21 protein-coding genes are annotated in these 23,749 nt (G+C 70.8%); 12 read left to right on the top strand and 9 right to left on the bottom strand.

Annotated elements, in window-relative coordinates; all coding sequences use genetic code 11:
* Positions 1-18: 18 nt before the first annotated feature.
* Complete coding sequence (locus ACZ7EG_RS27475; RefSeq protein WP_471084287.1) at positions 19-1,416, bottom strand: DUF6421 family protein; 1,398 nt, start codon at positions 1,414-1,416, stop codon at positions 19-21.
* 249 nt (positions 1,417-1,665) lie between these two features.
* On the opposite strand from ACZ7EG_RS27475, the gene ACZ7EG_RS27470 reads away from it, so the two are divergent.
* Complete coding sequence (locus tag ACZ7EG_RS27470) at positions 1,666-2,349, top strand: glycerophosphodiester phosphodiesterase (protein ID WP_471084284.1); 684 nt, start codon at positions 1,666-1,668, stop codon at positions 2,347-2,349.
* 64 nt (positions 2,350-2,413) lie between these two features.
* Here ACZ7EG_RS27470 and ACZ7EG_RS27465 read toward each other — a convergent pair whose 3' ends face one another.
* A complete protein-coding gene (locus tag ACZ7EG_RS27465; protein ID WP_471084281.1) occupies positions 2,414-2,953 on the bottom strand; it encodes a GNAT family N-acetyltransferase in 540 nt (179 codons plus the stop codon).
* An 81-nt stretch (positions 2,954-3,034) separates the two neighbouring features.
* Here ACZ7EG_RS27465 and ACZ7EG_RS27460 point away from each other — a divergent pair, with 81 nt between their 5' ends.
* Positions 3,035-3,427 (top strand): VOC family protein, encoded by a 393-nt coding sequence (locus ACZ7EG_RS27460; RefSeq protein ID WP_471084278.1) that lies wholly within the window; start codon positions 3,035-3,037, stop codon positions 3,425-3,427.
* Here the strand turns inward: ACZ7EG_RS27460 and ACZ7EG_RS27455 are convergent.
* The 3 genes from ACZ7EG_RS27455 to ACZ7EG_RS27445 all read right to left on the bottom strand — a co-directional run bounded on the left by ACZ7EG_RS27455 (position 3,409) and on the right by ACZ7EG_RS27445 (position 6,742).
* Entirely contained in the window at positions 3,409-4,344 is a 936-nt protein-coding gene (locus ACZ7EG_RS27455; protein WP_471084275.1) for an N-acetyltransferase, read from the bottom strand. The genes ACZ7EG_RS27460 and ACZ7EG_RS27455 overlap by 19 nt on opposite strands.
* 162 nt (positions 4,345-4,506) lie before the next feature.
* Positions 4,507-5,676 carry an IS630 family transposase gene (locus tag ACZ7EG_RS27450; protein WP_471084272.1) on the bottom strand — a complete coding sequence of 390 codons (1,170 nt, stop codon included), beginning with the start codon at positions 5,674-5,676 and terminating at the stop codon, positions 4,507-4,509.
* Between the two features lie 76 nt (positions 5,677-5,752).
* On the bottom strand, positions 5,753-6,742 hold the full coding sequence (locus ACZ7EG_RS27445) for a S66 peptidase family protein (RefSeq protein WP_471084269.1): 990 nt from the start codon (positions 6,740-6,742) through the stop codon (positions 5,753-5,755).
* Between the two features lie 281 nt (positions 6,743-7,023).
* On the opposite strand from ACZ7EG_RS27445, the gene ACZ7EG_RS27440 reads away from it, so the two are divergent.
* Both ACZ7EG_RS27440 and ACZ7EG_RS27435 read left to right on the top strand, forming a co-directional pair.
* Entirely contained in the window at positions 7,024-7,785 is a 762-nt protein-coding gene (locus ACZ7EG_RS27440) for a VOC family protein (RefSeq protein WP_471084266.1), read from the top strand.
* A 98-nt stretch (positions 7,786-7,883) separates the two neighbouring features.
* Positions 7,884-8,936 carry an aldo/keto reductase gene (locus tag ACZ7EG_RS27435; RefSeq protein ID WP_471084263.1) on the top strand — a complete coding sequence of 351 codons (1,053 nt, stop codon included), beginning with the start codon at positions 7,884-7,886 and terminating at the stop codon, positions 8,934-8,936.
* Between the two features lie 35 nt (positions 8,937-8,971).
* Here ACZ7EG_RS27435 and ACZ7EG_RS27430 read toward each other — a convergent pair whose 3' ends face one another.
* Both ACZ7EG_RS27430 and ACZ7EG_RS27425 read right to left on the bottom strand, forming a co-directional pair.
* Positions 8,972-9,454: a MarR family winged helix-turn-helix transcriptional regulator gene (locus ACZ7EG_RS27430; RefSeq protein ID WP_471084932.1), complete on the bottom strand. Its 483-nt coding sequence runs from the start codon at positions 9,452-9,454 to the stop codon at positions 8,972-8,974.
* 242 nt (positions 9,455-9,696) lie between these two features.
* Complete coding sequence (locus tag ACZ7EG_RS27425; protein ID WP_471084260.1) at positions 9,697-11,361, bottom strand: FUSC family protein; 1,665 nt, start codon at positions 11,359-11,361, stop codon at positions 9,697-9,699.
* Between the two features lie 147 nt (positions 11,362-11,508).
* Here ACZ7EG_RS27425 and ACZ7EG_RS27420 point away from each other — a divergent pair, with 147 nt between their 5' ends.
* The 5 genes from ACZ7EG_RS27420 (at position 11,509) to ACZ7EG_RS27400 (ending at position 15,815) form a co-directional block, all read left to right on the top strand.
* Positions 11,509-12,057, top strand: coding sequence for a DUF5134 domain-containing protein (locus tag ACZ7EG_RS27420; RefSeq protein ID WP_471084257.1), 549 nt, complete (start codon positions 11,509-11,511; stop codon positions 12,055-12,057).
* Positions 12,058-12,462: 405 nt separating this feature from the next.
* Positions 12,463-13,398, top strand: a complete 936-nt coding sequence (locus tag ACZ7EG_RS27415) for a M56 family metallopeptidase (protein ID WP_471084254.1) — start codon at positions 12,463-12,465, stop codon at positions 13,396-13,398.
* A 116-nt stretch (positions 13,399-13,514) separates the two neighbouring features.
* A complete protein-coding gene (locus tag ACZ7EG_RS27410) occupies positions 13,515-14,222 on the top strand; it encodes a phosphatase PAP2 family protein (RefSeq protein ID WP_471084251.1) in 708 nt (235 codons plus the stop codon).
* A 9-nt stretch (positions 14,223-14,231) separates the two neighbouring features.
* Complete coding sequence (locus ACZ7EG_RS27405) at positions 14,232-14,921, top strand: HAD family hydrolase (RefSeq protein WP_471084248.1); 690 nt, start codon at positions 14,232-14,234, stop codon at positions 14,919-14,921.
* Between the two features lie 207 nt (positions 14,922-15,128).
* Positions 15,129-15,815: a TetR/AcrR family transcriptional regulator gene (locus tag ACZ7EG_RS27400; protein ID WP_471084245.1), complete on the top strand. Its 687-nt coding sequence runs from the start codon at positions 15,129-15,131 to the stop codon at positions 15,813-15,815.
* Here ACZ7EG_RS27400 and ACZ7EG_RS27395 read toward each other — a convergent pair.
* Positions 15,803-17,305 carry an LVIVD repeat-containing protein gene (locus ACZ7EG_RS27395; RefSeq protein ID WP_471084242.1) on the bottom strand — a complete coding sequence of 501 codons (1,503 nt, stop codon included), beginning with the start codon at positions 17,303-17,305 and terminating at the stop codon, positions 15,803-15,805. The genes ACZ7EG_RS27400 and ACZ7EG_RS27395 overlap by 13 nt on opposite strands.
* A gap of 190 nt (positions 17,306-17,495) precedes the next feature.
* Between ACZ7EG_RS27395 and ACZ7EG_RS27390 the strand changes: the two genes are divergently transcribed.
* Positions 17,496-18,149, top strand: coding sequence for a DUF305 domain-containing protein (locus tag ACZ7EG_RS27390; protein WP_471084239.1), 654 nt, complete (start codon positions 17,496-17,498; stop codon positions 18,147-18,149).
* Positions 18,150-18,210: 61 nt separating this feature from the next.
* Here ACZ7EG_RS27390 and ACZ7EG_RS27385 read toward each other — a convergent pair whose 3' ends face one another.
* Positions 18,211-18,990 carry a hypothetical protein gene (locus ACZ7EG_RS27385; protein WP_471084236.1) on the bottom strand — a complete coding sequence of 260 codons (780 nt, stop codon included), beginning with the start codon at positions 18,988-18,990 and terminating at the stop codon, positions 18,211-18,213.
* Positions 18,991-19,510: 520 nt separating this feature from the next.
* On the opposite strand from ACZ7EG_RS27385, the gene ACZ7EG_RS27380 reads away from it, so the two are divergent.
* Both ACZ7EG_RS27380 and ligA read left to right on the top strand, forming a co-directional pair.
* On the top strand, positions 19,511-20,878 hold the full coding sequence (locus tag ACZ7EG_RS27380; RefSeq protein WP_471084233.1) for a cytochrome P450: 1,368 nt from the start codon (positions 19,511-19,513) through the stop codon (positions 20,876-20,878).
* A gap of 729 nt (positions 20,879-21,607) precedes the next feature.
* Entirely contained in the window at positions 21,608-23,695 is a 2,088-nt protein-coding gene (gene ligA, locus ACZ7EG_RS27375) for an NAD-dependent DNA ligase LigA (RefSeq protein WP_471084230.1), read from the top strand.
* Positions 23,696-23,749 lie beyond the last annotated feature (54 nt).

Genomic DNA, 23,749 nt, shown 5'->3' with positions numbered 1-23,749 from the left:
TCCCGGTACGTCGATCGCTCACGCGGCGATCCGCTCGGCGCTGTCCGCCGTGATGCCCTTGGCGGAGGCGATCACGTTCTTCAGCTTCTTGGACAGTGCCTCATAGAACATGCTCAGCGGAAACTCGTCCGGAAGCACGTCATCGACGAGTTTCCGCGGCGGCTGCGTCGTGTCCAGGGCGTCGGGACCCTTGGCCCACTTGGAGCCCGGGTGCGGGGAGAGGTAGGTGGAGACCAGCTCGTACCCGGCGAACCAGTGGACGAGCTTCGGACGGTCGATGCCGTCGCGGTAGAGGTCCTCGATCTCGGCGCACAGCTGGTTGGTGACCTGCGGGGCGCGCTCCCAGTCGATGGTGAGCTTGTTGTCGGTCCAGCGGACGACGTCGTGCTTGTGCAGGTAGGCGAAGAGGAGCTGGCCGCCGAGACCGTCGTAGTTGCGGACCCGCTCACCGCTGACCGGGAAGCGGAACATGCGGTCGAAGAGGACCGCGACCTGCACGTCACGGGCCTGCGGAACGCCGTCCGCCTCCAGCTTCACGGCCTCCTTGAAGGCGGTGAGGTCGCAGCGCAGCTCCTCCAGGCCGTACATCCAGAACGGCTGGCGCTGCTTGATCATGAACGGGTCGAAGGGCAGGTCTCCGTGACTGTGGGTGCGGTCGTGGACCATGTCCCACAGGACGAACGCCTCCTCGCAGCGCTTCTGATCGTGGACCATCGCGGCGACGTCCTCGGGCAGCTCCAGGCTCAGGATGTCGACGGCGGCGTCGGTCACCCGGCGGAAGCGGGCGGCCTCGCGGTCGCAGAAGATGCCGCCCCAGGTGAACCGCTCGGGGGCCTCGCGCACGGCGATGGTCTCGGGGAACAGGACGGCCGAGTGGGTGTCGTAGCCGGAGGTGAAGTCCTCGAACTTGATGCCGCAGAACAGCGGGTTGTCGTAGCGGGTGCGCTCCAGCTCGGCCAGCCAGTCCGGCCAGACCATGCGCAGCACGACCGCCTCGAGGTTGCGGTCCGGGTTGCCGTTCTGCGTGTACATGGGGAAGACGACGAGGTGCTGAAGGCCGTCCGCACGGTTCGCGGCGGGCTGGAAGGCCAGCAGCGAGTCGAGGAAGTCGGGCACCTGGAAGCCGCCGTCGGCCCACCGGGTCAGGTCCTTGACCAGGGCCTCGTGGTAGGCGCCGTCGTGCGGGAGCAGCGGGGAGAGCTCCAGGACGGCGTCGGCGACCTGGCGGACCGCGAGCTCGGCGTCGGCCGGGTCGGGCGCGCCCTCGGCGTCGAAGTCGATCGACCCGTCCTTGGACTGCCATGGCCGGATCCGCTCCACGGCATCCTTGAGCACGGGCCATGCCGGGTGGTCCACCACCCTGGCCACGGGAGGAAGACCTTCCTCCGAACCCACCTGCACAAGAATTTCCGTCATGTCCCACCTTCCACGGGAGAATCTCACGTATGCAGACCGTATACACACGAGGTTCCGCCCAGCAAGGGTAAACCCGGGAAATTATCCTGCCCGCCCCTGTGCTTCACCGCACTTTTTCCTGTCGGTCACGCTTCTGCCCGGATGCACGGCGACCATGCCCTCACTCTCTGCACAGGGCGGATCCAGGCGATACGGTCAGAGGGGCCGTCAGGCCTCCAGTGCCGCCTGTCGACGGAAGAGAGTCGCGTCTTGAACTTCCTCACCATCGGACACCGCGGGGTCATGGGTGTGGAACCCGAGAACACCCTCCGGTCCTTCGTCGCCGCCCAGGAGGCGGGCCTCGACGCCATCGAACTCGATCTGCATCTCAGCAAGGACGGCGCGCTCGTCGTCATGCACGACACGGATGTGGACCGCACCACCGACGGCACCGGCCCGATCGCCGAGAAGACCCTCGCCGAGCTGCGGGCCCTGGACGCGGGCCGGGGCGAGCGGGTCCCGGTCTTCGAGGAGGTCCTGGAGGCCGTCCACACGCCGCTCCAGGCGGAGATCAAGGACAAGCAGGCGGCGCGGGCCCTGGCCGAGGTCATGAACAGGCGCGGGCTGGCCGGCCGGGTGGAGGTGTCCTCGTTCCACGACGAGGCGATCGCCGAGATCAAGCCGCTGGTGCCGGGCGTGCGCACCGCGCTGATCGCCAGCCGCTACGGCACGGACATCGTGGACCGCGCCGTCGAGGCCGGCGCCGAGACCGTCTGCCTGAACATCCGCCGGCTGACCCTGGAGATCGTGGAGCGGGCCCGCAAGGCCGACCTGAAGATCATCGGCTGGGTGGTGAACACCCAGGACCAGCTGCGGCTGGTCCGGGCGTTCGGTCTGGACGGCGCGACCACCGATCACCCGGACATCAAGCGCACGGGCCGTTTCACGGCCTAGGCCAGTTCACGGCCTAAGCGAGTTCACGGCTCAGGCGAGCTCACGGCCTAGGCGAGCTCACGGCTCAGGCGAGCTCCTTGACCAGCAGCTCGAACGTCAGGTCGTCGCGCTGCGGAATACCGAAGCGCTCGTCGCCGTACGGGAACGGGGTCATCCGTCCCGTACGGCGGTAGCCGCGCCGCTCGTACCAGGCGATGAGGTCGTCCCGCACGGAGATCACCGTCATCTGCATCTCCCGCACGCCCCAGATCTCGCGGACCTGCCGCTCCGCCTCCGCGATGATCAGCTTGCCGAGACCCGCGCCCTGCAGCCGGGGGCTGACGGCGAACATCCCGAAGTAGGCGTTCTCGCCGCGGTGCTCCAGCTGGCAGCAGGCCACGATCCTGCCGTCGCGCTCCACGGCCAGGAGCCGGCTGTCGGGCGACTTGAGGACCTCCAGCACCCCCTCCGGGTCGGTCCGCTGCCCTTCGAGGATGTCCGCCTCGGTGGTCCACCCGGCCCGGCTGTCGTCGCCCCGGTACGCCGACTCGATCAGCGCGACCAGCTCGTCCACGTCGGCGTCGGTGGCTTCGCGGAAGGTCAGTGCGGTGGCGGCGGTCTCCATGGGCGTACGTCTCCGTCTTCCTGGCGAGGCTCGGCTCGGGCAGGGATGAGCGTAACGCCACCGGGCCCTAAGCTCCGCTGCATGGTGCATGTACTCAGCAGCCGGATCCTGCTCCACCCCACCGACCCCGAGCGGTCCCGTTCCTTCTACGGCGAGCAGCTGGGCCTCGCCGTCCACCGGGAGTTCGGCACGGGAGCCGAACGCGGCACCGTCTTCTTCATGGGCGGTGGCTTCCTCGAGGTCTCGGGCCGGTCCGAGGCGCCCACGGCGCCCTCCGTACGGCTGTGGCTGCAGGTCGACGACGTGGCCGCGGCACAGGAGGAACTGCGGGCGAAGGGCGTGGACATCGTGCGGCCGCCGGTGAAGGAACCCTGGGGGCTGATCGAGATGTGGATCGCGGATCCGGACGGGACGCCGATCGTGCTGGTGGAGGTTCCGGCGGACCATCCGATGCGCTATCGGCCCGGCATCTGAGTCAGACCGGGACGGTGCTCCCAGCCCCGGTCGGTGCGGGTGAGTTCGCTGAAGCCCGCACCGGCCAGGAGGGCGAGCGGGGCACTGTCGGCGGCCGATTCATAGGCGACGAGACGGTCGACTCCGCACAGCCGCAGCCAGTCGGCGGCCCGGGCGAGCAGCCAGTGCTCCAGTCCGGTGCCGTACTGCGCGGGGTCGATGTGCAGGTTGCCGATGTCGGCGATACCGGCCGCGCGGGCATGGCGTTCCGGGCGTGCCAGGGCCGTGTCGATCTCGATGAAGCCGAGGCTCTTCCCCTCGGCCCGGGCCGTGAAGCGGGTGCCGCACTCCCCCAGGGTGCGCTCGGCCGTGACACCGGTCAGGGGCTCGGGGGCGGGCAGGTCGGCCACCCGGGCGATCAGGATGACCTCGGTGTCCCCGGTGTGCCGGAATCCCGCGCGTTCGTAGAGGGCCCGGATGTGGGGCCAGTTGCGGGGCAGGCCGTAGACGAGCGGGGCGGGGAGGGATCCGTCGGCGTACCGGACGCGGGCGTTCCAGCGGGCGAACCGCGCGAGGCACGCCCGCATCAGCAGGTCCGCGGCGAGGTCGGCGTCCGCCCGGAGGGACGCCGCCGGGCGGTGGACGAACCAGTTGATCTCGGCTGCGTTCCGGTAATGGTCGCCGACCTCGGCATCAGCGCGGTAGCGCAGCAGGTGGGCCGCGGCGACGAGGTGCTCGCGTTGCTCGGCGACGAGCGTCGTCCGCTCGGCCACCCACGGATCGGTGATGAACTCGCCGGGCTGCCGCTCCAGGTCACCGAGGACGGTGTTCACGGAGACGGAGACGCCGGGGACGACGGCCGCCACGTGCAGGTTGACCAGGTCGGTCAGCTGGTCGCGGTCGGTCCGGCGGAAGGGGCGCACCTGGGGTGCGAGCATGGGAGACCTCCGGGCAGGGTGAAGGAGCCGGCGGCCGCCACGCGGTGCGGTACGGGGTGAGGTTACGCCGGGGTCACTGCGGTACACCACTGGGTTTCCCCGGATGGCAGGGAGTCCGGGAGGCGGCTTAGTGGTCGGCTCCGGAAATCCTTCGGGGGTTGATCAGGCGGCCAGGGCAACAGAGGATTCTTCTGGCCGGTCGGCGGGTGCGTGCCGGTCGAGTCGGGCCAGCAGATCGTCCAGGTCGGTGGTGGTGAACTTCCACTGGAACGGCTGTGCCGTGGCGTTGTAGCGGTCTTCGAAGGCGCGAAGCCGGTTCCGGACCTGGGACAGGTCCGTGAAGTCGTTGGGTTGGACGACCTTTCTCTGGACGATGGAGAAGAAGATCTCTATCTGGTTCGTCCAAGAGGCATGTACGGGGGTGTGGACCATGACTGCGTTCGGAAAGGCCGTGGTGAGACGGTCGATGGCCTTCTTCCCCCGGTGGGAGGAGCCGTTGTCGACGATCCAGAAGACACGTCTGGCGCTCGCGTAGGGCTCCTGGGCCATGACCTGGGTGACCAGGGTCATGAAGGGCACGACTCCGGTCTTCGGCTCGCAGCGGCCGAAGACCTTCGCGCGGTGGACGTCGTAGGCAGCCAGGTAGGCCAGCGCACCGCCGCGGCCGTACTCGTGGTTGACCCGCATCGCCCGGGCCTGCCCTGGGGCCAGCGTCGGATGGCAGCGGCAGCGGGCTTGGACGGAGGTCTTCTCGTCGCTGGAGATGACGTACTCGTTCGGCCCGAGCGGGACACCCTCGAACGTACGGGCGTACAGGTCAAGGACACGCCGGGCCTTCGCGCGGAAGTCCGGGTCACGGATGAAGATCCAGGACCGGTACTGCCAGGGCTTGAGCACGTCCTCGCGCAGCCAGCGGCGGACCGTGGACGCGGAGACGGTGTCGGTGATCCCGCGCGCGGTCAGCTCGGCGGCCAGTTCCGGGCAGGACCAGCGCGACAGCGGCACACCGGTCTCGGCGGGTAACTGGCAGGCCAGCGCCTTGGTCTCGGCGATCTGCACGGGTGTGAAGCGAGCCGGGCGTCCTGAGCGTTTACGGTCGGCCAGGGCCGACAGGCCGCCGTGGGCGAACCGGCCGCGCCAGGCACGAACCGTGTCCAGGTGCAGGCCGGTCTCGTGGGCGATGCGCGCGTTGGAGCGTCCCCGTGCCGCGTGCAGGACGATCTGCGCACGGTACCGCAGCCGGTGCTCGGTCTTGTGGCCATAGGCCAACTTCTTCAATCGCTCGCGCTCGGCAGCGGTCAGGACGATCGGGCAGGCCGACGCAACGGGCATGTCAGACGGGCCGATCGGGAGAAGCGGAAGACGACGGGGCGCGGCTCTCCGGGCCCGCGCCAACAGCCAACAGAACTCAGCTTTCCGCGACCGCCGACTCGAGCAGGGACAGCGTTTGGTTGTCCGCGTCCACGTCTGCGCGGACGCCGAGAGGCAGCGGCAGGTTCGGCGAGGTGTGGCCGAAGTCGACCTGGGCGAGGACGGGGATGTCACGCTGCGCCAGAACGTCGAGCACAACGTCGCGCAGACCCACCTGGTCTCCGCCGCCCTCGTAGGGCGTGACCTCTCTCGGGATGCCGACCACCATGCCCGCGATCCGGTCCAGCACACCGGACAGCCGCAAGACATGCAGGTCGTTCCAGATCCGCGTGACCGGCCGCTGTAGCTCTTCCCAGAACAAGACGGCGCCGTCGAACCGTTCGGCGGGCAGGGCGAACGGTGTCGCCTGCAGCTGGACCAGGCGGTTCAGCAAGCCGCCGACCAGTGGTCCCTGCGCGCGGCCCGGCCGCCAGGTTTCCCAAGCCTCCCTTGCCGGCAGCGCGCCCGGCGCCTCGGCCTTGGTGAGCACACGGGCGTAGAGGTCGACGAGTTCGGACCGACGAGCCTCGTCGCCCAACGTGTACCAATCGCTGCCGAAACCGTGGGTGACGATGTCGGCGTGGAAGCCGACGAGGCCGGTCTTGGCGTACAACGCCATGTGCAGCACCGAGATGTCGCTATAGCCGAGGATCGGCTTCGGGTCAGCCCGGATCGCGTCCAGGTCGATCAAATCGAGATAGCCGATGGTCGCCTGTCCACCGGTATGCGCGACGATGGCCCGCACCTCCGGGTCACGGAGTAGACCATTGAGCTCGGCGGCCTGCTCCGCCGGAGTGCCCGACGCCCACCAGCGATTCTGCGCTGGGTCGACCATTGGGCTGACTCGCACGTGGAAACCCATCCGCTCCAATATCGCCACACCGCGGGCGAGCAGTGGTTCCTCACCCGGCTCAAGCTGGCCCGAGGGCGCGGTAACGACCACGAGGTCGCCGGAACGTAGCGTGCGGGGCCGAAGGATCACAGACATGGGGCCTCCTTGTTGATCAACGATGGCGAGCAACAAGGCCAGTGCCGCCGATATTCCGCCTCCCCGACGTGATCAAAGCCCCGGAACCCGGCTGGGCCCACCGACCGCCTCCACGCGGACACCTTCGACTGTGCCTGACAGCCCCACTTCGCCACCCCAGACACGACGGACCGATGTGGAATCGCGCCCCGATGTCAACCCCCGAAGGATTTCCGGAGCCGACCACTTAGCGTGCTGGAAGGCCCCCGGGGGCTGTCCCCGCCGCTCGCGGAAGGAACGCCATGAAGCTCGACGCACCGGTGACCGGCGGCCCCTGCTGGACCGAGCTGGGGACCAGCGACCTGGACGCGGCCCGGCGGTTCTACACCCGGCTGTTCGGCTGGCGGCCCGAGACGGACGCGCGTCAGGACGCCGGCGGCTACACCGTCGCGCATCTCGGGGACGCGGCCGTGGCCGCGCTCGCGCCGCTGTACCAGCCGTCACAGCCGGTCGCGTGGAACGTGTCGTTCGCGGTGACCGACGCGGACGCCACCGCACGGGCGGTGGCCGAGGCGGGCGGGACGATGCTGTTCGGCCCGGTGGACGTGTCCGAGGTGGGCCGTTTCGCGGTGGCCGCCGATCCGGGCGGTGCCGTGTTCCAGCTGTGGCAGGCGGGCACCTTCCCGGGCGCAGGGCTGTTCAACGCGCCCGGTTCGCTGGGCTGGGTGGAGCTGATGACACGGGATCCGGAGGGTGCCGTGTCCTTCTACACGCGGGTGTTCGGCTGGACGGTCGCCCCGTCGGACCGTTACACCCAGTGGGGCGTCGGCGGCGCCGACTTCGGCGGCATGGTGACGATGGACGACAAGTTCCCGCCCGAGGTGCCGGCGCACTGGCTGCCGTACTTCGCCGTGGCGGACGTGGACGCCACGACGGCCGTCGCGCGGCGGCACGGCACGGTTCTGATGGTGCCCACCTCGGTGCCCGACGGGCCCCGCATCGCGGTGCTCCGGGACCCGCAGGGGGCGATGTTCGGCGTGTACCGGGCGGACTACGAGGGCTGAGACGGCGGTGTGTCACGGCGGGGGGCCGGCCGGGACTTGCGCTGTTGTGCGCTCCAGCTCCTAGCGTCCTGCGTACGACCTGCCCGGAGGGGACAACCGTGCGTTACACACTGTTCGGCAAGACCGGTCTGCGCGTGAGCGAGCTGAGTCTCGGCGCGATGACCATCGGCGACGACTGGGGCTGGGGCGCCGGTGAGGAGGCCAGCGCCCGGATCGTCGACGCCTATGCGGAGGCGGGCGGCAACTTCATCGACACCGCCAACAACTACACCGACGGCAGCTCGGAACGGATCCTCGGCGAGCTGCTCGAAGGCCGGCGCGACAGGTTCGTGCTGGCCAGCAAGTACACCTGCGGAATCCGTGACGGTGACGTCAACGCCGCGGGCAGTCACCGCAAGAACCTGGTCCAGTCCGTGGAGGCGAGCCTGCGGCGGTTGCGGACCGACCGGCTGGACGTGCTGTGGGTGCACGCCCGGGACAACTTCACACCGGTCGAGGAGGTCATGCGGGCCCTGGACGACCTCGTCCGCACGGGCAAGGTGCTGTACGTCGGTGTCTCGGACTGGCCGGCCTGGGAGATCGCCCATGCCAACACCCTTGCGGAGCTGCGGGGCTGGACCGCGTTCGCGGGGTCCCAGCTGCGCTACAGCCTGCTGGAACGGACGCCGGAGCGCGAACTGCTGCCGCAGGCCCGGGCCTTCGACCTGGCCGTGCTGGGGTGGGCGCCGCTCGCGGCCGGGAAGCTCACCGGCAAGTACCGCAGGGGCGAGACGGGGCGTCTCGACACCAGCGGCGGGGACGCAGACCCGCGCGAGGAGGCGGTGATCAGCGCCGTGCTGGAGGTCGCCGAGCAGGGTGGCTGGAGTCCGGCGCAGGTGGCGCTGGCCTGGCTGCTGGCCCGGCCCGGCAACGTGGTCCCGATCATCGCCGCGACCAGGGAGAGCCAGCTCGCCGACAATCTGGGCAGTGTCGACGTCCGCCTCGACGCGGACGCCCTCGTCCGGCTCGCCGAGGTGAGCGCGGTGCCGCTCGGTTTCCCGCACGACTTCGTCCGTGAGCCGGTCATCACCCGGGCCGTCTACGGCGACCGCTGGGAGGCCGTCGACGACCGCCGCTCCACGCATCGCCGAACGGTGCACGAGGTGCTGTGAACGGTGCGCCGACGTGCCCCGGCCGGGTGGCCGCATCAGGCCCTCAGCACGCCGAGCCGGCCTTCCAGCTGGCTGAGCAACTCCCCGAGCAGGGAGGCTAGTTCACCCTGCTCGGGGCCATCGAGGCCGGACAGTACGGCGGTCTCGTAGGCGAGCTGGACGGGCAGGATGCCGTCGACGAGGTCGCGTCCGGCGTCGGTGAGGCGGAGGTGGACGACCCGCCGGTCACGGGTGTCCCCGCGCCGTTCGACCAGCCCGCGTTCGGTCAGCTGCTTCAGGCGTTTGGTGACGGCGGCACCCGAGGAGAAGGTCTCCCTGGCCAGTTCCCCGGGCGTCAGCTCGTGCCCGGTACGACGCAGGGCCCCCAGCAGATCGAACTCGGGCCGGCTGAGCCCCGCCCGGCGCAGGGGAGCGTCCTCGGCCTGCTGCAGCAGGGCGGCACAGCGGTTGATCCGCCCGATGATCTCCATCGGCCCGGTGTCGAGCCCGGGGCGCACGGCCTGCCACTGCCGCACCACGGCAGCGACGGTGTCGTCCCGACGGCCGCCGCCCGGGTCGGCTTCGGCGGAGGTGCCGCCGCGGAGGGTGTCGTCCCGACGGCCGCCGCCCGGGTCGGCTTCGGCGGAGCTGCCGCCACCCGGGTCGCTTCCCTCGGCCGCCGCTCCCGTTGTCCCGGCCTCGTCGGCCGCCCGCCACTCCGCCGCCGATTGCGGGCCGTGCCCCGTGTCGCTCCGCTCGGGCGGTGGTCCTTCGGTCGGCGTCATGGCCGTGCGTCCTCCGTTTCTGTGGCCGGGTCCCGGTCCGGGAGCAGGCCCTGGCGTCGGGCCGTCGCCGCGAGCGTACGGTGTCCGGACTGTTCGGCGAGCACGACCCGCTCCTGGGGCAGGGCCCGCTGCCACCATTCACCGGCGGCGGCGTCGGCGGTGGCACGCAGGTCGGCCAGGGCGACGGCGAGGCCGCGGCGGGCCGATTCCAGGGCCGCGGTGCCGGGGTCCGGCTCGGCCAGGAGGCGGGCGGCGTGCTCGCGGGCCCGGTCGGCGGCGGTCAGCGCATGGTCGACACGGTCGCCCGCGCGCCGGTTGGTGACGGCCACTGCGGCGACGAACCCCACCAGCGCGCCGACGACGGTGTCCACGACCCGCTCCGTCATCAGCGTCGTGGGTTCCTGGTATCCGGCGAACTCCGTGATGAGCAGGGCCATCGGTGTCACACAGACACTGCCGAGCCAGTAGTTCCGGCTGATCAGCACCTCCGCACCGAAGCTGAACGCCAGGCAGCACAGCACGAGGGCCACCGGGCCCAGGTGCGCGAGCGGCACGACGGCCAGGAAGACGAGCACGCCGACGACGTTGCCCACGACCCGCTGGACGGCACGGCTCCAGGTCAGGGCGATGTTGGCCTGGTAGAGCGAGGCGGCGGTGACCAGTGCCCAGTAGGGGCGGCCGACCCCGAGGGCGAGGGAGGCATAGCCGGCGAGTGCGCAGCCGAGTGCGGTACGCACCGCGAGCGGGATCAGCGGCCCCAGCCGTGCCCGCAGGGGCCGGGCCGTGGCCACGCCGAGCAGTTCGTCGCCGCCCGTGTCCGGCAGTCCGGCCTCCGGGACGGGCCCGGTGCCGCGCAGCGAGCCCGCCCACGCGCGCAGTCGGCCCGCGTCCGCCTCCGCAGGCGCCGCGAGGGCGACCTCGGCACGGACGACGAGTCGTTCGAGAGCTCGCCGGGTCCGGGAGGGGGCGTTGGTGGACAGCAGCGACTGCCAGGCGGCCTGCACGGCGGCATAGCCCGCGGCGCGGGCCCTGGCGTGGCCCTCAGCCGTGCCGGCGGTGTTCGCGTACCCGGCGGCGGCTTTGAGGGCGGCGGCGGTGGCGCGGCGCTCCGGTCCGTGCGGCCTGAGGAGCGCGGGCGCCATGCAGACCAGCCAGGCCCAGGCCCCCGTTCCGGCGGCCAGGGCCAGATGTCCGGGCACCTGACCGAGGGTCTGCGGCGCGAACAGGGAGGCGGAGCTGACGAAGGTGAGGACGACGTTGCCCGGCGGACCGACCCGGGTGGCGTCGCACAGCACCTTCTGTGCGGCGGCCAGCAGCGCACCCACGGTGACCAGGACGACGGCACTGCCGGTGAGCGAGGCCGCGACCAGGGCCACGGCGAGCCCGCCGAGCATGCCCAGCACCACCCACACCAGGACCCCGGCCCGGGCGGCGTACGGGCGGTTGTGGGCGTACAGCGCGCACAGGGAGCCGGCCATCGCGTACATCACCAGGTCGAGCCGGCCGAGCGCGAGCAGGGTGAGGGCGGGCGGGGCGATCGCCGCGACCACGCTCAGCGCGGGCTTGAACCAGATCTCCGAGGGCGCGCCGAGGCGCAGCACCCCCGTGAGGGGGAGACGCCGGAGGGGCGGGGTGACGGGGGCGGCGGGGGCACTGCTCATGGTCACGAGATTAACATGTGTTTTACCTGTAAAACAATTCTCCTCCTGGCGTGCCCCGTCGAATGCTCCCCGTGTACACCCTTGCGCTCGCGTGCGCGCCGCAAGGTCCGGGCATCGAATCACCGACCGTCGAACGGGGAGGTGCGCGTGCACGGACCGGCTTCGTCCGGCTGGCTGCTGGTGGCGCTCTGCGCGATGACCGGCGCCTACTGCCTGGCGCGGATGCGCGGCGGTGCCGAGGGGCAGCGCAGCGCCGCGGGCGGCGAGGCGCTGATGGGTTTCGGGATGGCCGCGATGGCCGTGCCGGCGGCGGTGTTCACGCCACCCGCGTGGGCGTGGCCCGTCTACGCCGCGGTGTTCGCAGCGGCGGGCGTCCACGCGCTGTGGGCGGCGCGGGCCGGCGCGCACCATCTCCATCACCTGATGGGAGCCGCCGCGATGGTCTACATGTCCGTGGTCATGGCCGGCTCCCCCGCGCACGCGCACGGTCAGGGCGGATCGGGGGTTCCGCTGCTGACCGGGGCGCTGCTGCTCTACTTCGCCGGGTACGCGCTGCTGACCGGCGTCCGTCTGGTGCCGGTCGCCGCCGTGGCCGGGGGTGCCGGCCCCGCCTGGTGGGGCGACCGGCCGGAACTGGCGCGGGTCTGCCGGCTGTCCATGGCGATCGCGATGGTGGCGATGCTGCTGACGCTGTGAGCGGGACCGACCCGCCCCCGAAGATCCGCCGACCCGGCAAACCCCCTGGAAGATCCGTCGGCCTGGTCCCCCCGGAGGACCCGCCGAACCGGCATCCCCAGAAGCTCCCCACCCCGCTAGCCCCTGGAAGATCCGTCGGCCTGGCATCCCTGGAAGCTCCCCGCCCCGGCACCCCCTGGAGGACCCGTCGGCCCGGCACCCCCGGAAGATCCGACGACCCCGCACCCCGGAAGCTCCGACGACCCGGCCCCCTGGAAGATCCGCCGTTCTGGCACCCCCGGAGGACCCGCCGACCCGGCATCCCCTCTCCGTGAGGTTCCCGGTGCCCCAACGGACCCGTTGTCTGCGTCACTTTGGCGCCACAAGTCGTACCCCTGAGCAGGGCCGCGCTCATAGGCTGCCCTCATGATGCTCACCGCCGTGCTGTTGCTGCTCGGCGCCCTGACCGCCGTGGCCGCCCCCCGGCTCCTCGCCCGGGCGGACTGGCCGGACCGTGAGCCGGTGGTGGCGCTGTGGGTGTGGCAGTGCGTGGTGGCGGCCGTCCTCGTGTGCTGCGCCCTGTCGATGACGCTCAGCGCGGCCGCGGCCTGGCACGCGGTCGGCTGGCACCTCTTCGCCACGGCCCCGCGCGCGGTCGTCGAGGCCTACGCCCTCGGCACCGCGGGCCCGTGGGCGGCGACCACGGCGGTCGCGCTGGCCGGCGGCGGGCTGTGGAGCGCGGCGATGCTGCTGCGCGAGATCGGCCGGGCCCGCGCCCGGCGTCGCCGTCGGCGCGCCGATCTGCTGGTCCGGGCTCCGCTGCTGCCGGGCGAGGTGGCCGTCTCGGGCCGGCTGGTCGTCCTGGAGAGCGAGCAGCCCGACGCCTGGTGGCAGCCCGGCGCTCCCCCGCAACTGGTCGTCACCACGGCCGCGTTGCACCGGCTGAAGGGCCGGCAGCTGGACGCCGTGCTCGCCCACGAGCAGGGCCACGCCCGGGCCCGGCACGACTGGCTGCTGAACTGCTCCTCGGCGCTGGCCGGCGGCTTTCCGCAGGTGCCGGTGTTCGCCGCGTTCCGCGACGAGATGCACCGCCTGGTCGAACTCGCCGCCGACGACACGGCATCGCGCCGCTTCGGCCGGCTGACCACGGCTCTGGCCCTGGTCGAACTGAACGAGCACCGCGGCGTGTTCGGGCCCTGCCCGACACCGCAGGCCCATGTCCCCGCCCGGGTGGACCGGTTGCTCACTCCCCCGGACCGGCTGACCGCGGCCCGACGCCTGCGGCTGACGGCGGCGGCCGCGCTGGTACCCGTGGTGCCGGTGCTGCTGGCGTTCGTGCCGGGTTTGCGGGCACTGGGGTAACGGAAGGCTCCCGGACACCCTGCGGAGGACACGGCATGGCCGAAGCACGTCGCACCGGTGGCGGAAGATCGTCCCCTTACTGGATCCGGACCCACCGGTTCGGCGAGGATCGCTGTATGCACACCTCGTCCGTCGACTCCCCGCCCCGTCCGGAACACCGCACCACCGCCGGTCTCGCCGGCGCTCTGGCCCTGTGCTCGGCGCTGCTGCTGGTCCTCGTCGCGGCCAGATGGAGCCCGTTGATCGGCGTGGACGGGGAGATCTCCGGCACCACCCACCGCTGGGCGGTCGACGAACCGGTCCTGACCAGGACGTGCCGCATCCTCACGGACTGGGTGTGGGATCCCTGGACGATGCGTCTGCTGTGCGCGGCCGTCGTCGTGTGGCTGGTGGTGCGATGGGCGGCCCGCTGGACGGCGGTGTGGCTGGCGCTGGCCGTCGCGCTGGGCACCCTGTTGCAGCAGGGCATCAAGGCCGCGGTGGACCGCCCCCGCCCCGTCTGGCCCGACCCCGTCGACTCCGCCCACTACTCGGCGTTCCCGTCGGGCCACGCCATGACCGCCACCGTGGTCTGCGGCCTGTTGCTGTGGCTTCTGCACCGGAACGGCGTCGGCCGGGCCGTGTGGCGTACCGCCGTGGCGGTGGCCGTCGTCTCCGTGGTCGGAGTCGGCCTGACGCGGATCTGGCTCGGTGTCCACTGGCCGTCGGACGTGGTGGGCGGCTGGTTGCTGGGCACGACCGTGGTGGCCCTCGCGGTGTGGGTGCACCGGCGCTGGCAGCCCTCGACCCGGGATCTTGCCGTGCCGCACGACACGGCCTCGTAGGATCACCGCATGACCGCCGTGCTCTTCGACTTCTCCGGAACCCTCTTCCGCGTCGAGTCCACCGACTCCTGGCTGCGGGGCGCCCTGGCCGGGACCGACGTCCGGCTCACGGAGGCCGAGTTGGCCGCCGTGGCAGCGGCGCTGGAGGCGGTCGGGGCGCTGCCCGGCGGCGGTGATCCCGCCCGGGTCCCCGAGGAGCTGGCGGACGCCTGGCTGATCCGCGACCGGAGCGCCGCCCTGCACCGGGCCGCCTACACCGGCCTGTCCCGGCAGGTCCCGCTGCCCGACCCGGCGCTGTACGACGCGTTGTACGACCGCCACATGGCCCCGGCCGCGTGGTCCCCGTACCCGGACGCCGTCGAGGTGCTGCGCACGCTGCGGGAGCGGGGCGTTCCGGTCGGGGTGGTCAGCAACATCGGCTGGGATCTGCGGCCGGTCTTCCGCGCGCACGGCCTGGATCCCTATATCGACACGTACGTCCTGTCGTTCGAGCACGGCGTCCAGAAGCCCGATCCGCGGCTGTTCGCCACCGCCTGCGAGGCGCTCGGCGCCGATCCGCGCACGACCTTGATGGTCGGCGACGACCGCCGGGCGGACGGCGGCGCCGCCACGCTGGGATGCGGGGTGCACTTCGTGGACCACCTGCCGGCGGCCGACCGACCGGACGGGCTGCGGCCGGTCCTGGATCTGGTGAGCTGAGCCGGCCCGCCTTCCGCGGGGAGGTGGCGGGGAGCCCCGCCACGGGAAGGTAGCCCAAGGCCACTACCGGGGCCGACTGCTCGCCCGCCTCGGACGATCCCCCGCGTCGCCCGAGGCAGACGGCATCACCGGCCGGGACCTGACAGGTCGTGGCCGGACCCCTCCGAGTATAGTTGGCTGGCAGCCAGTCAACACAGGAGTTGCAGCATGTCTCCGCGTAGCGCCTCGGTGAATGAAGAGTTGCGGCGGCGTTCCCGTGAGCGGCTCCTGCAGGCGGCGGTCGAGCTGGTGAGCGAGCGCGGCTACGACGCGACCACGCTCGGGGACATCGCCGACCGGGCGGGTTCGGCCCGCGGCCTGGTGTCGTACTACTTTCCCGGCAAGCGGCAGTTGGTGCAGTCCGCGGTGCACCGGCTGATGCACCGCACGCTGGAGGAGGCGCTGGAGCGCGAGCCGCGCACCGAGGACGGCCGGGAGCGGATGGCCCGGGCCATCGACGCGATCCTGGGCCTGGCCAGGGACCGGCCCGTGCTGATGCGCCAGCACATGGCGGGGATCCTGCAGGCCGAGGGCTTCATGCAGTGCCCGGAGCAGCGGCGGCTGGCCGAGCTGCTGCGGGACACGATGGCCCGGCACGGGTCACCGGACGTCGAAAGCGACTACCCGATGATGCGCGCCCTGCTGATGGGCGCCGTGTACGCGGCCCTGGTGCCGGGGGTGCCGATGCCGGTTCCGGTGCTGCGGGCCGAGCTGTTCAAGCGCTACCGGCTCGACCGGGAGCTGGGTCTCCCGCCGGAGACCGCAGCCTCCGGCGGGAGGGGCGACAAGGATCTGTCGCGGTTCTTCGCGACCGGGGCCGCACCGGAGTGCGACCCTCGGGATCAGTCGAAGTAGTCCGGCTGTGTCTGCACGTTGAGCTCACGCTGGTGGACCCGGCGGGCCGGGTCGGTGCGCCGGTCGTCGATCTTCAGGACGTCGAAGCCCCGGGCGTACTCGTTCGAGTAGATGTAACCGTTGTAGTAGTACGCCGACCACGAACCACCCGACTTGATCACATCGGTGCTCAGCGGGCCGCGGTCGAAGTAGGCGATCTCCGTCGGGTTCGCCGAGTCGGTGAAGTCCCAGACGGAGACCCCGCCCTGGTACCAGGCCTGGACCATGATGTCCTTGCCCTTGACGGGGATGAGCGAGCCGTTGTGGGCGACGCAGTTCTCGGTGTCCGCCTGATGGCGGGGGATCTTGAAGTAGCTGCGGAAGACGAGCTTGCGCTTGTCGCCCTTGCCGACGATGTCGTAAATGCCGTCGGCACCACGGTCCGGGCCGACCTCCGCGTTGCAGGTGGCCGCGCCACCGCCGCCCAACTCGTCGGTGTAGACGACCTTGTTCGCCTTCTGGTTGAAGGTCGCCGAGTGCCAGAACGCGAAGTTCACGTTGTCCTGCACGCGGTCGATGACCTTCGGGCGTTCCGGGTCCTTGATGGAGAACAGGATGCCGTCGCCCATGCAGGCGCCCGCGGCCAGGTCCTTCGAGGGCAGCACGGTGATGTCGTGGCAGCCGGTGGTCTTGGACACGCCCGGGTTGGTGGGTCCGCCCGGGTTGCCGCCGCCGTCCGGGCCCTCACCCGGGAACAGCACGGGGAAGCCCACGACCTTCGCCTTCTCGGGCGCCTTGCGCGGCACCTTGATGACGGAGATGCCGTCGTGCGGCGGCTGGCAGTCGGGATAGGCGGCGTTCGGCGAGTACGAGGAGACGTACACGTAGACGTTGCGCCGCTCGGGCACCAGCGTGTGGGTGTGCGAGCCGCAGGCGGTCTCGACGGCTGCGACGTACCTCGGGTTGCGCTTGTCGCTGATGTCGAAGACCTTCATGCCCTCCCACGAGGACTTCTCGGTCGCCGGCTGGGTGGTGCTGGAGCAACTGCTGTCGCTGCGCGAGGAGTCGGTGGACAGGAACAGCAGGTCGCCGGAGACGGAGATGTCGTTCTGCGAGCCGGGGCACAGCACTTGGGCGACGGTCTTCGGCGCCTTGGGGTTGCTGATGTCGAAGATGCGGAAGCCGTCGTAGTTGCCCGCGAACGCGTACCTGCCCTGGAAGGCGAGGTCCGAGTTCGTGCCCTGCAGCACGTCCTTGGGGACGTGGGCCAGGTGCTGGATGTTGTCGGAGTGGACGATCTCGTCCTGGGCGGGTATCTCGCCGTTCTGGATGGCCTCACGGACCTCGGCCTGGGCGCTCTTGGAAACCTTCTTCGGCGCGGGCGGCGCGTCCCCCGGGTCGGGGGTGGCCCCTGCCGGTGCCGCTGTGAGGAGCGCGGCCAGCAGCCCACCGGCGGCAGCCACGACTCCCAAGCGTCTGCGGCGTGTTCTGCGGTCGTTCAACAGGATCACTGTTTTCCTCCCTGGTTCCGTTCACTGCGGAACGGTTCACGCACCACGCAGTATCGTCTTCGCCATGCACATACCAACAGGGGGCAACAGAATCGCAATGAAGTTTCCCGATCAATGACCCGCGGAAGCGTGCCACTACGTCGTCCGCAACCCGAGGTGCTTTCCAACCCCTTTGCCACAGGAGGTCGTTGTGCTGTTCCGTCGTGCGTCCCGGGTGTCCGCCGTCACGACGGGGCTGGTCGCCCTGGCCGTGCTTGCGACCGGAGGCTGTGACTCCGGTCCGGACCGGAAACCGGCCGCCGCGGACGGGCCCGCCGTGATCGCGCCGGGTGAGCCCGGCGAGGCGAACCGCACCCTGTCCGCCGAGGAGGCCACCGACCGGCGCTCGGAGAACGACTCCCCCAACTCGGCCGACGTCTCCTACGTCCGCATGATGATCGAGCACCACGCCCAGGCGCTGGTGATGACCGAACTCGTCCCGGCACGCGCCGAGTCGAAGGACGTGAAGCGGATCGCCGAGCGCATCGCCGCCGGCCAGAAGCCCGAGATCGAGGCGATGAAGGGCTGGCTGAAGGCGTACGGCAAGCCGCTGAAGGCCGAGCGGCACGAGCACGCCACGATGCCGGGCATGGCGACGAAGGCCCAGCTGCAGAAGCTCCGCACGGCCGACGGGCAGGCGTTCGACCACCTCTTCCTGACCCTGATGACGACCCATCACCAGGGCGCGATCACCATGGCCACGGACGTGAAGGGCCAGGGCAACAACATCCGCGTCGAGGAGATGGCCGACGAGGTGATCGCACAGCAGACGAGCGAGATCACGCGGATGCGGAACATGCTTTGAGCGATCCGGCGAGTCTGCCGTAGCAGATGAGGGTGCAGGCGGCGATGCTGGTCACACCCGCTCAGCCGGCCGAAGTGTCCTGTGTCGCCTCGCGTGCTTCGGTGAGGGCTCGCTGCCTGAGGTTGCCTCCGAACAACTGAATCGTGGTGGCGGCCAGGATGTCGTCCCTGCCGATGGTCCGCCCGTCCCCCCTGCGGGTGGACAGCACCCGGAGGGAATCCTCGAGGAACGGAGGTGGGGCCGGTTCGCCCGACATCGCCGGGGTGACCGCACCGAAACGTCTGACCCCGCCCTCGCGGACGACCATGGCCGCGCCCCGGGCGAGGTCCGTCAGAAACACGCTCGCGATTCCGTCCAGGTCGCGAACCATCGCTGGGACGGCCGTCGCCCTCTGGCTCCGCAGCAACCTCTTGACCCCGGCCTCGAACCTGTGGGCGCCGACCACAGCACTCGGTCTGCGCGACCTGCTGCGCTTACGAGAAGGCACGACGACACCCTCGGCGTCGTACAGGACACCGGTGAGGCCTTGAAAGGTCGGGCTGTGGGCGTACCACGTGTCCCCCACGTCGAGCTCGACGTTCCGCTCGAGCGCCGAGAGAAGGTCCCCGGGATTGAGCTTCTTCCGGGCCTCCTCCGCCGCCGCTCTCCTCGCGCCGTCGATGATCTCCGTCAGTACCGTCCGCGTCACCGACGCGGCGGCCCACGCGGCCGACCGAGAGACGTGCATCGGGGTCACGTCCCTGAACACCGCTTTGACGAGAGAAGGTCTGAACGGCGAGGCAGCCATGACCGAGGCGGTCTCGCGACCGGTGCGCTCAAGGCGTGCGGGCTGTGCGGTCATGGGAAGAAACGCCCCCTGCTGTCGGAGTTCTCGAAGGCCCACACTTCACCACGCAGACCCGCCCTCTTCCTCCGCCCTCCGACGAAGCGGCATCCGTCAACGGGCTGACGGCACATCCCGACGGCCGGGGCCGACGATCAGCCACCTCCCGCACGCCCTCGTACCGTGGCACCTGCGTCCCCGTCCGGCTGCATGGGGGCACGTGAACGCGCGGAACCCGGTCGGCGAGGAGAGCGATCACGCCGGATGTGTCGGCGTGGGCGCTGCACTGAGGTCCACAGGCCGCAGCCGGGGCCGCCACTCCCGGGCGCAAGCCGTGCGGTCGCCGAACGAAGCAGCGCTCGGGCGGTCGGTTTCCCGGCCACTCGCCGCCGGAGCTCCCGTGCAACGCTCTCCGCTGGGGGCACCCCCTCCAGCCAGCTCGTCCCACGTGGCTCAGGACACGTTCACGACAGGATTGCGCCGGGGAAGGGGCAGGGAAGCCATAAGGGCGTAAGTGATTGCCGTGAAGGGATGACCCGTGACGTCCGCTGCGCCTCCCCCCATACCTCGGGCTGCCGGATCGCTTCCGTTCATCGGCCACGCTCTGAGAATGCGCGACAACCTCGGCTTCATCGACTCGCTGCGCGACACGCGGGAACCGCTCGTCGAGATCGTCCTGCAACCCGGAACGCGCACCGTCGTGGTCCAGGACCCGGCCCTGATCCACCAGATGCTCAAGGCCCTGGCACCCACTCTCGACAAGGGCCGGCTCTACGACAAGCTGGGCCAGCTGCTGGGCGACAGCGTCGTCACCGCCACCGGCCGGCCTCACGTACGCAAGCGCCGCCAGCTGCAACCGGCCTTCGCCCACACCGAGATCAGCCGGTACGTCGACATCATGCGCGCCGAGGTCACGGCCACGGTCGCCGGCTGGGAACCCGGGCGGCCCCTCGACGTACGCGAGGCGATGGTCGGACTCAGCCTCGACATGCTGGCCAAGACGGTGTTCGCCGGAAGCCTCGACGACGCCGTCTTCCGCCGGCTGCGCAGCGACCTGTCGGTGGTGATGAACGGCGTCGGTGTGCGCCTGATGCTGCCCGACTGGGCCGAGCGCCTCCCGTTGCCTTTCAACCGCCGCTTCGACCGGGCCCGGGCCGGCGTACGCGCCACCGTCAACACCGCCGTCGAGGAGTTGCAGGCCTCCGGACACGACACCGGAGACATGCTCTCCATGTTGCTGCGCGCCGTCGACGAGGAGACCGGCAAGCCGTTGACCGGGCATCAGATCTGCTCCGAGATCCTCACCCTGGCCGTGGCGGGCACCGAGACGACCGCGTCGGTTCTGTCCTGGACCCTGTACGAACTCGCCCGCCACCCCGGCATCGAGGCCCGGGTCCTGGCCGAGCTGGACGAGGTCCTCGGCGAGCGGCCCGTCACCTTCGACGACGTGGCCCGGCTGCCGTTCCTGAATCGGGTGATCACGGAGACCCTGCGGCTGCACCACCCCGGCTGGTTGGTCACACGCCGTACTACCGAGGAGACCCGTCTCGGCGAGTGGACGCTGCCCGCCGGCACCGAACTGGCCTACTGTCAGCACGCTCTGCACCGCGACCCCGAGCGTTTCCCCGATCCGCTCACCTTCGACCCGGACCGGTGGAACGACGCCGCGCAGGAGCCTCCGCCAGGCGCGTTCCTGCCCTTCGGGGACGGCAAGCACAAGTGCATGGGGGACCGCTTCGCCCGCACCGAGATGGTCACGGCGATCGCGACGATGCTGCGCTCCGTACGGCTGGAACTCGCCGAGGGCCAGGCCATCCGCCAGGTCGCCCGGCTCACCGTACGGCCGCGCGCCCTGCGGATGACCGTCCTCCCCCGGAACCGCCCCCGAGCCGGGGCCCGCCACTAGCGCATGTCTCGCGCAAGGGGTGGGTCAGTTGATGAGCGACGAGGGCGAGACTTCTTCTTTCCCGTGCTCTCCATGATGAACGTCCTCCCGGATCGCCCCCTGATCTCGGGTGTCCGCCAAGCGCATCAAGCCCAGGGCCGTGGTCAACGACCCGAGCTCGACCCTGAGGCACTGCCGGAAGGGACGGTGCCGGCTCGCGGTTCGCCGGCACCGTCCCTCAGGTCCTTCGCGTCGCTCGGTCCGGCCCGGCAGCAGCAGACCGAGGCGGCTGAGCGGGGCGTGCGGCCCGTGGCACGGAGGCGGTCAGTCCACGTTCACCGCCCGCCACAGTTGGCTGTCGGCGTTCGTGTCCGTCGTCTGCACGAGCTGAATGCTTCCTGTCGCCGACGTGCCCATGGCCTGACGGGAGATCGACGCGGGCACGCCTTCCGAGCGCTCCTGTGCAACCCCGAGGCCTGCCAGGGCGTCTCAAGCCCTTGACGGAGCCCTTCCGCGTTCGGCTGGTTCGCTCGTTCGAGGAAAGCCGCTGGCCGCGGCCGTACCGGGGTCGCGTGCGCCAGTGGTGTCGTCGTTGATGACCCGCTCGACGTACTTGTCGAAGTCCAGGTGGCGGGCACGCGCGGCGGCCTTGCCGGCTTCCGGCACGCTGCCTCCGCTCCCTCTTCTTCGCGTTCGATCTCCGCCCCGCTGCGTCGGGCGATGTCAGTGGTGGCAGGCAGGATGACGGGCATGACAACACCTGCAGCTGTGATCATGGATGCCGCCGCTTACGCGCAGGCGGTCGAGGACGCGGTGAAGGCGTCGGCCGCCTACTACGCGGGTGGGACGTCGGCATTGGACGATGACGCCTACGACCGGCTGGTGCGTGGCATTGCCGCGTGGGAGGCCGGCCATCCTGATCAGGTGCTGCCCGACTCTCCGACGGGCAAGGTCGCCGGCGGCGCTGTGGAGGGCGATGTCCCGCACACGGTGGCGATGCTGAGTCTGGACAACGTGTTCTCGCCGGAGGAGTTCACCGCCTGGACCGCTTCCCTGGCCCGGCGCATCGGCCACGAGGTCGAGCGGTTCAGCGTCGAGCCGAAGCTGGACGGGCTCGCGGTCGCCGCCCGTTACGCCGACGGTCGCCTCAGACAGCTGATCACACGCGGGGACGGGACGGCCGGTGAGGATGTCTCGCACGCGATTGGCACCATAGAGGGCCTGCCGGACCAACTCGCCGAGCCGGTCACCGTGGAAGTCCGCGGCGAAGTCCTGATGACGACCGCCCAGTTCGAGCACGCCAACGAGGTCCGCACGGCCCACGGCGGGCAGCCGTTCGCCAATCCGCGCGGCGCCTCGGCGGGCACCCTGCGCGCCAAGGAGCGCTCCTACACGGTGCCGATGACGTTCTTCGGCTACGGCCTGCTGCCCCTGCCCCACACCGAGGCGGCCCTCGCCGCGCGGCTGGCCGACGTCGCACACAGCGACCTCATGATTCAGGCCGCCGCATACGGGATCAACACCACCGCCACCACTGCGGTACCCGGCATCACCGCCGACACCGTCGAGCGGGTGCTGGCCCGCGTACAGGAGATCGCCGCCCTGCGGGCCGAGCTGCCGTTCGGGATCGACGGGATCGTCATCAAGGCCGACCTGGCCGCCGACCAGCAGACAGCAGGAGCTGGTTCGCGCGCTCCGCGTTGGGCGATCGCCTACAAGCTGCCGGCCGTCGAGAAGATCACCCGGCTGCTGGAGGTGGAGTGGAACGTGGGCCGTACCGGCATCATCGCCCCGCGTGCCGTCCTGGAACCGGTCGAGATCGACGGCGCCACCATCACGTATGCCACCCTCCACAACCCGGCCGACATCACCCGCCGCGGCCTGCGTCTGGGCGACCACGTCATGGTGCACCGGGCTGGCGACGTGATCCCCCGCGTCGAAGCCCCCGTCGCCCACCTGCGCACCGGCGAGGAACAGCCCATCGCCTTCCCCGAGGCGTGTCCGCGCTGCGGGGCGGCCATCGACACCAGCGAGCAGCGCTGGCGCTGTGGGAACGGACGCAACTGCCACCTGGTGGCCGCCCTGTCCTACGCGGCCGGCCGCGACCAGCTCGACATCGAAGGCCTTGGCCACACCCGCGTCGTCCAGCTCGTCGACGCCGGCCTCGTCGCCGATCTCGCGGACCTGTTCGCCCTGACCCGCGAGCAGCTGACGGGCCTGGAGCGGATGGGCGCAACCAGCACCGACAACCTCCTCGCCGCCATCACCGCGGCCAAGGGCCGGCCGCTGTCGCGGGTGCTGTGCGCGCTCGGGGTCCGCGGCACCGGCCGCTCCATGTCCCGCCGTATCGCCCGGCACTTCGCCACCATGGACAACATCCGCGCCGCGGACGGGGACTCGATGCAGCAGGTCGAGGGGATCGGCACCGAGAAGGCCCCTTCGATCGTCGCCGAGCTCGCAGAACTCGCTCCGCTCATCGACAAACTCGCCGCCGCGGGGGTGAACATGACGGAACCCGGCGCCACCCCACCCACCTCACACGACGGCAACACCGGCGACCACGACGAGAACACCGAGCGTGCGGGCGGACCGCTGGCGGGGATGACCGTGGTCGTCACCGGCGCGATGACCGGCCCCCTGGAGAAGCTCAGCCGCAACCGGATGAACGAGCTCATCGAACAAGCCGGCGGCCGCTCGTCCTCCAGCGTCTCCAAGAAGACCACCCTCGTCGTCGCCGGAGAAGGCGCCGGGTCCAAACGAGTCAAGGCCGAACATCTCGGTATCCGCCTGGCGACCCCGGACGAATTCGCCGCCTTGGTCGCCAACTACCTCACTTAGTAGTCCGGTCCGGTTTCGCGATCTTGAGTCGGGCCTGGGTGGAAACGGGTACGG

Source organism: Streptomyces sp. NPDC037100 (genome assembly GCF_055606225.1).
The sequence above is the reverse complement of the archived record's forward strand: the minus strand, read 5'-3'. Positions and strand labels throughout refer to the sequence as shown.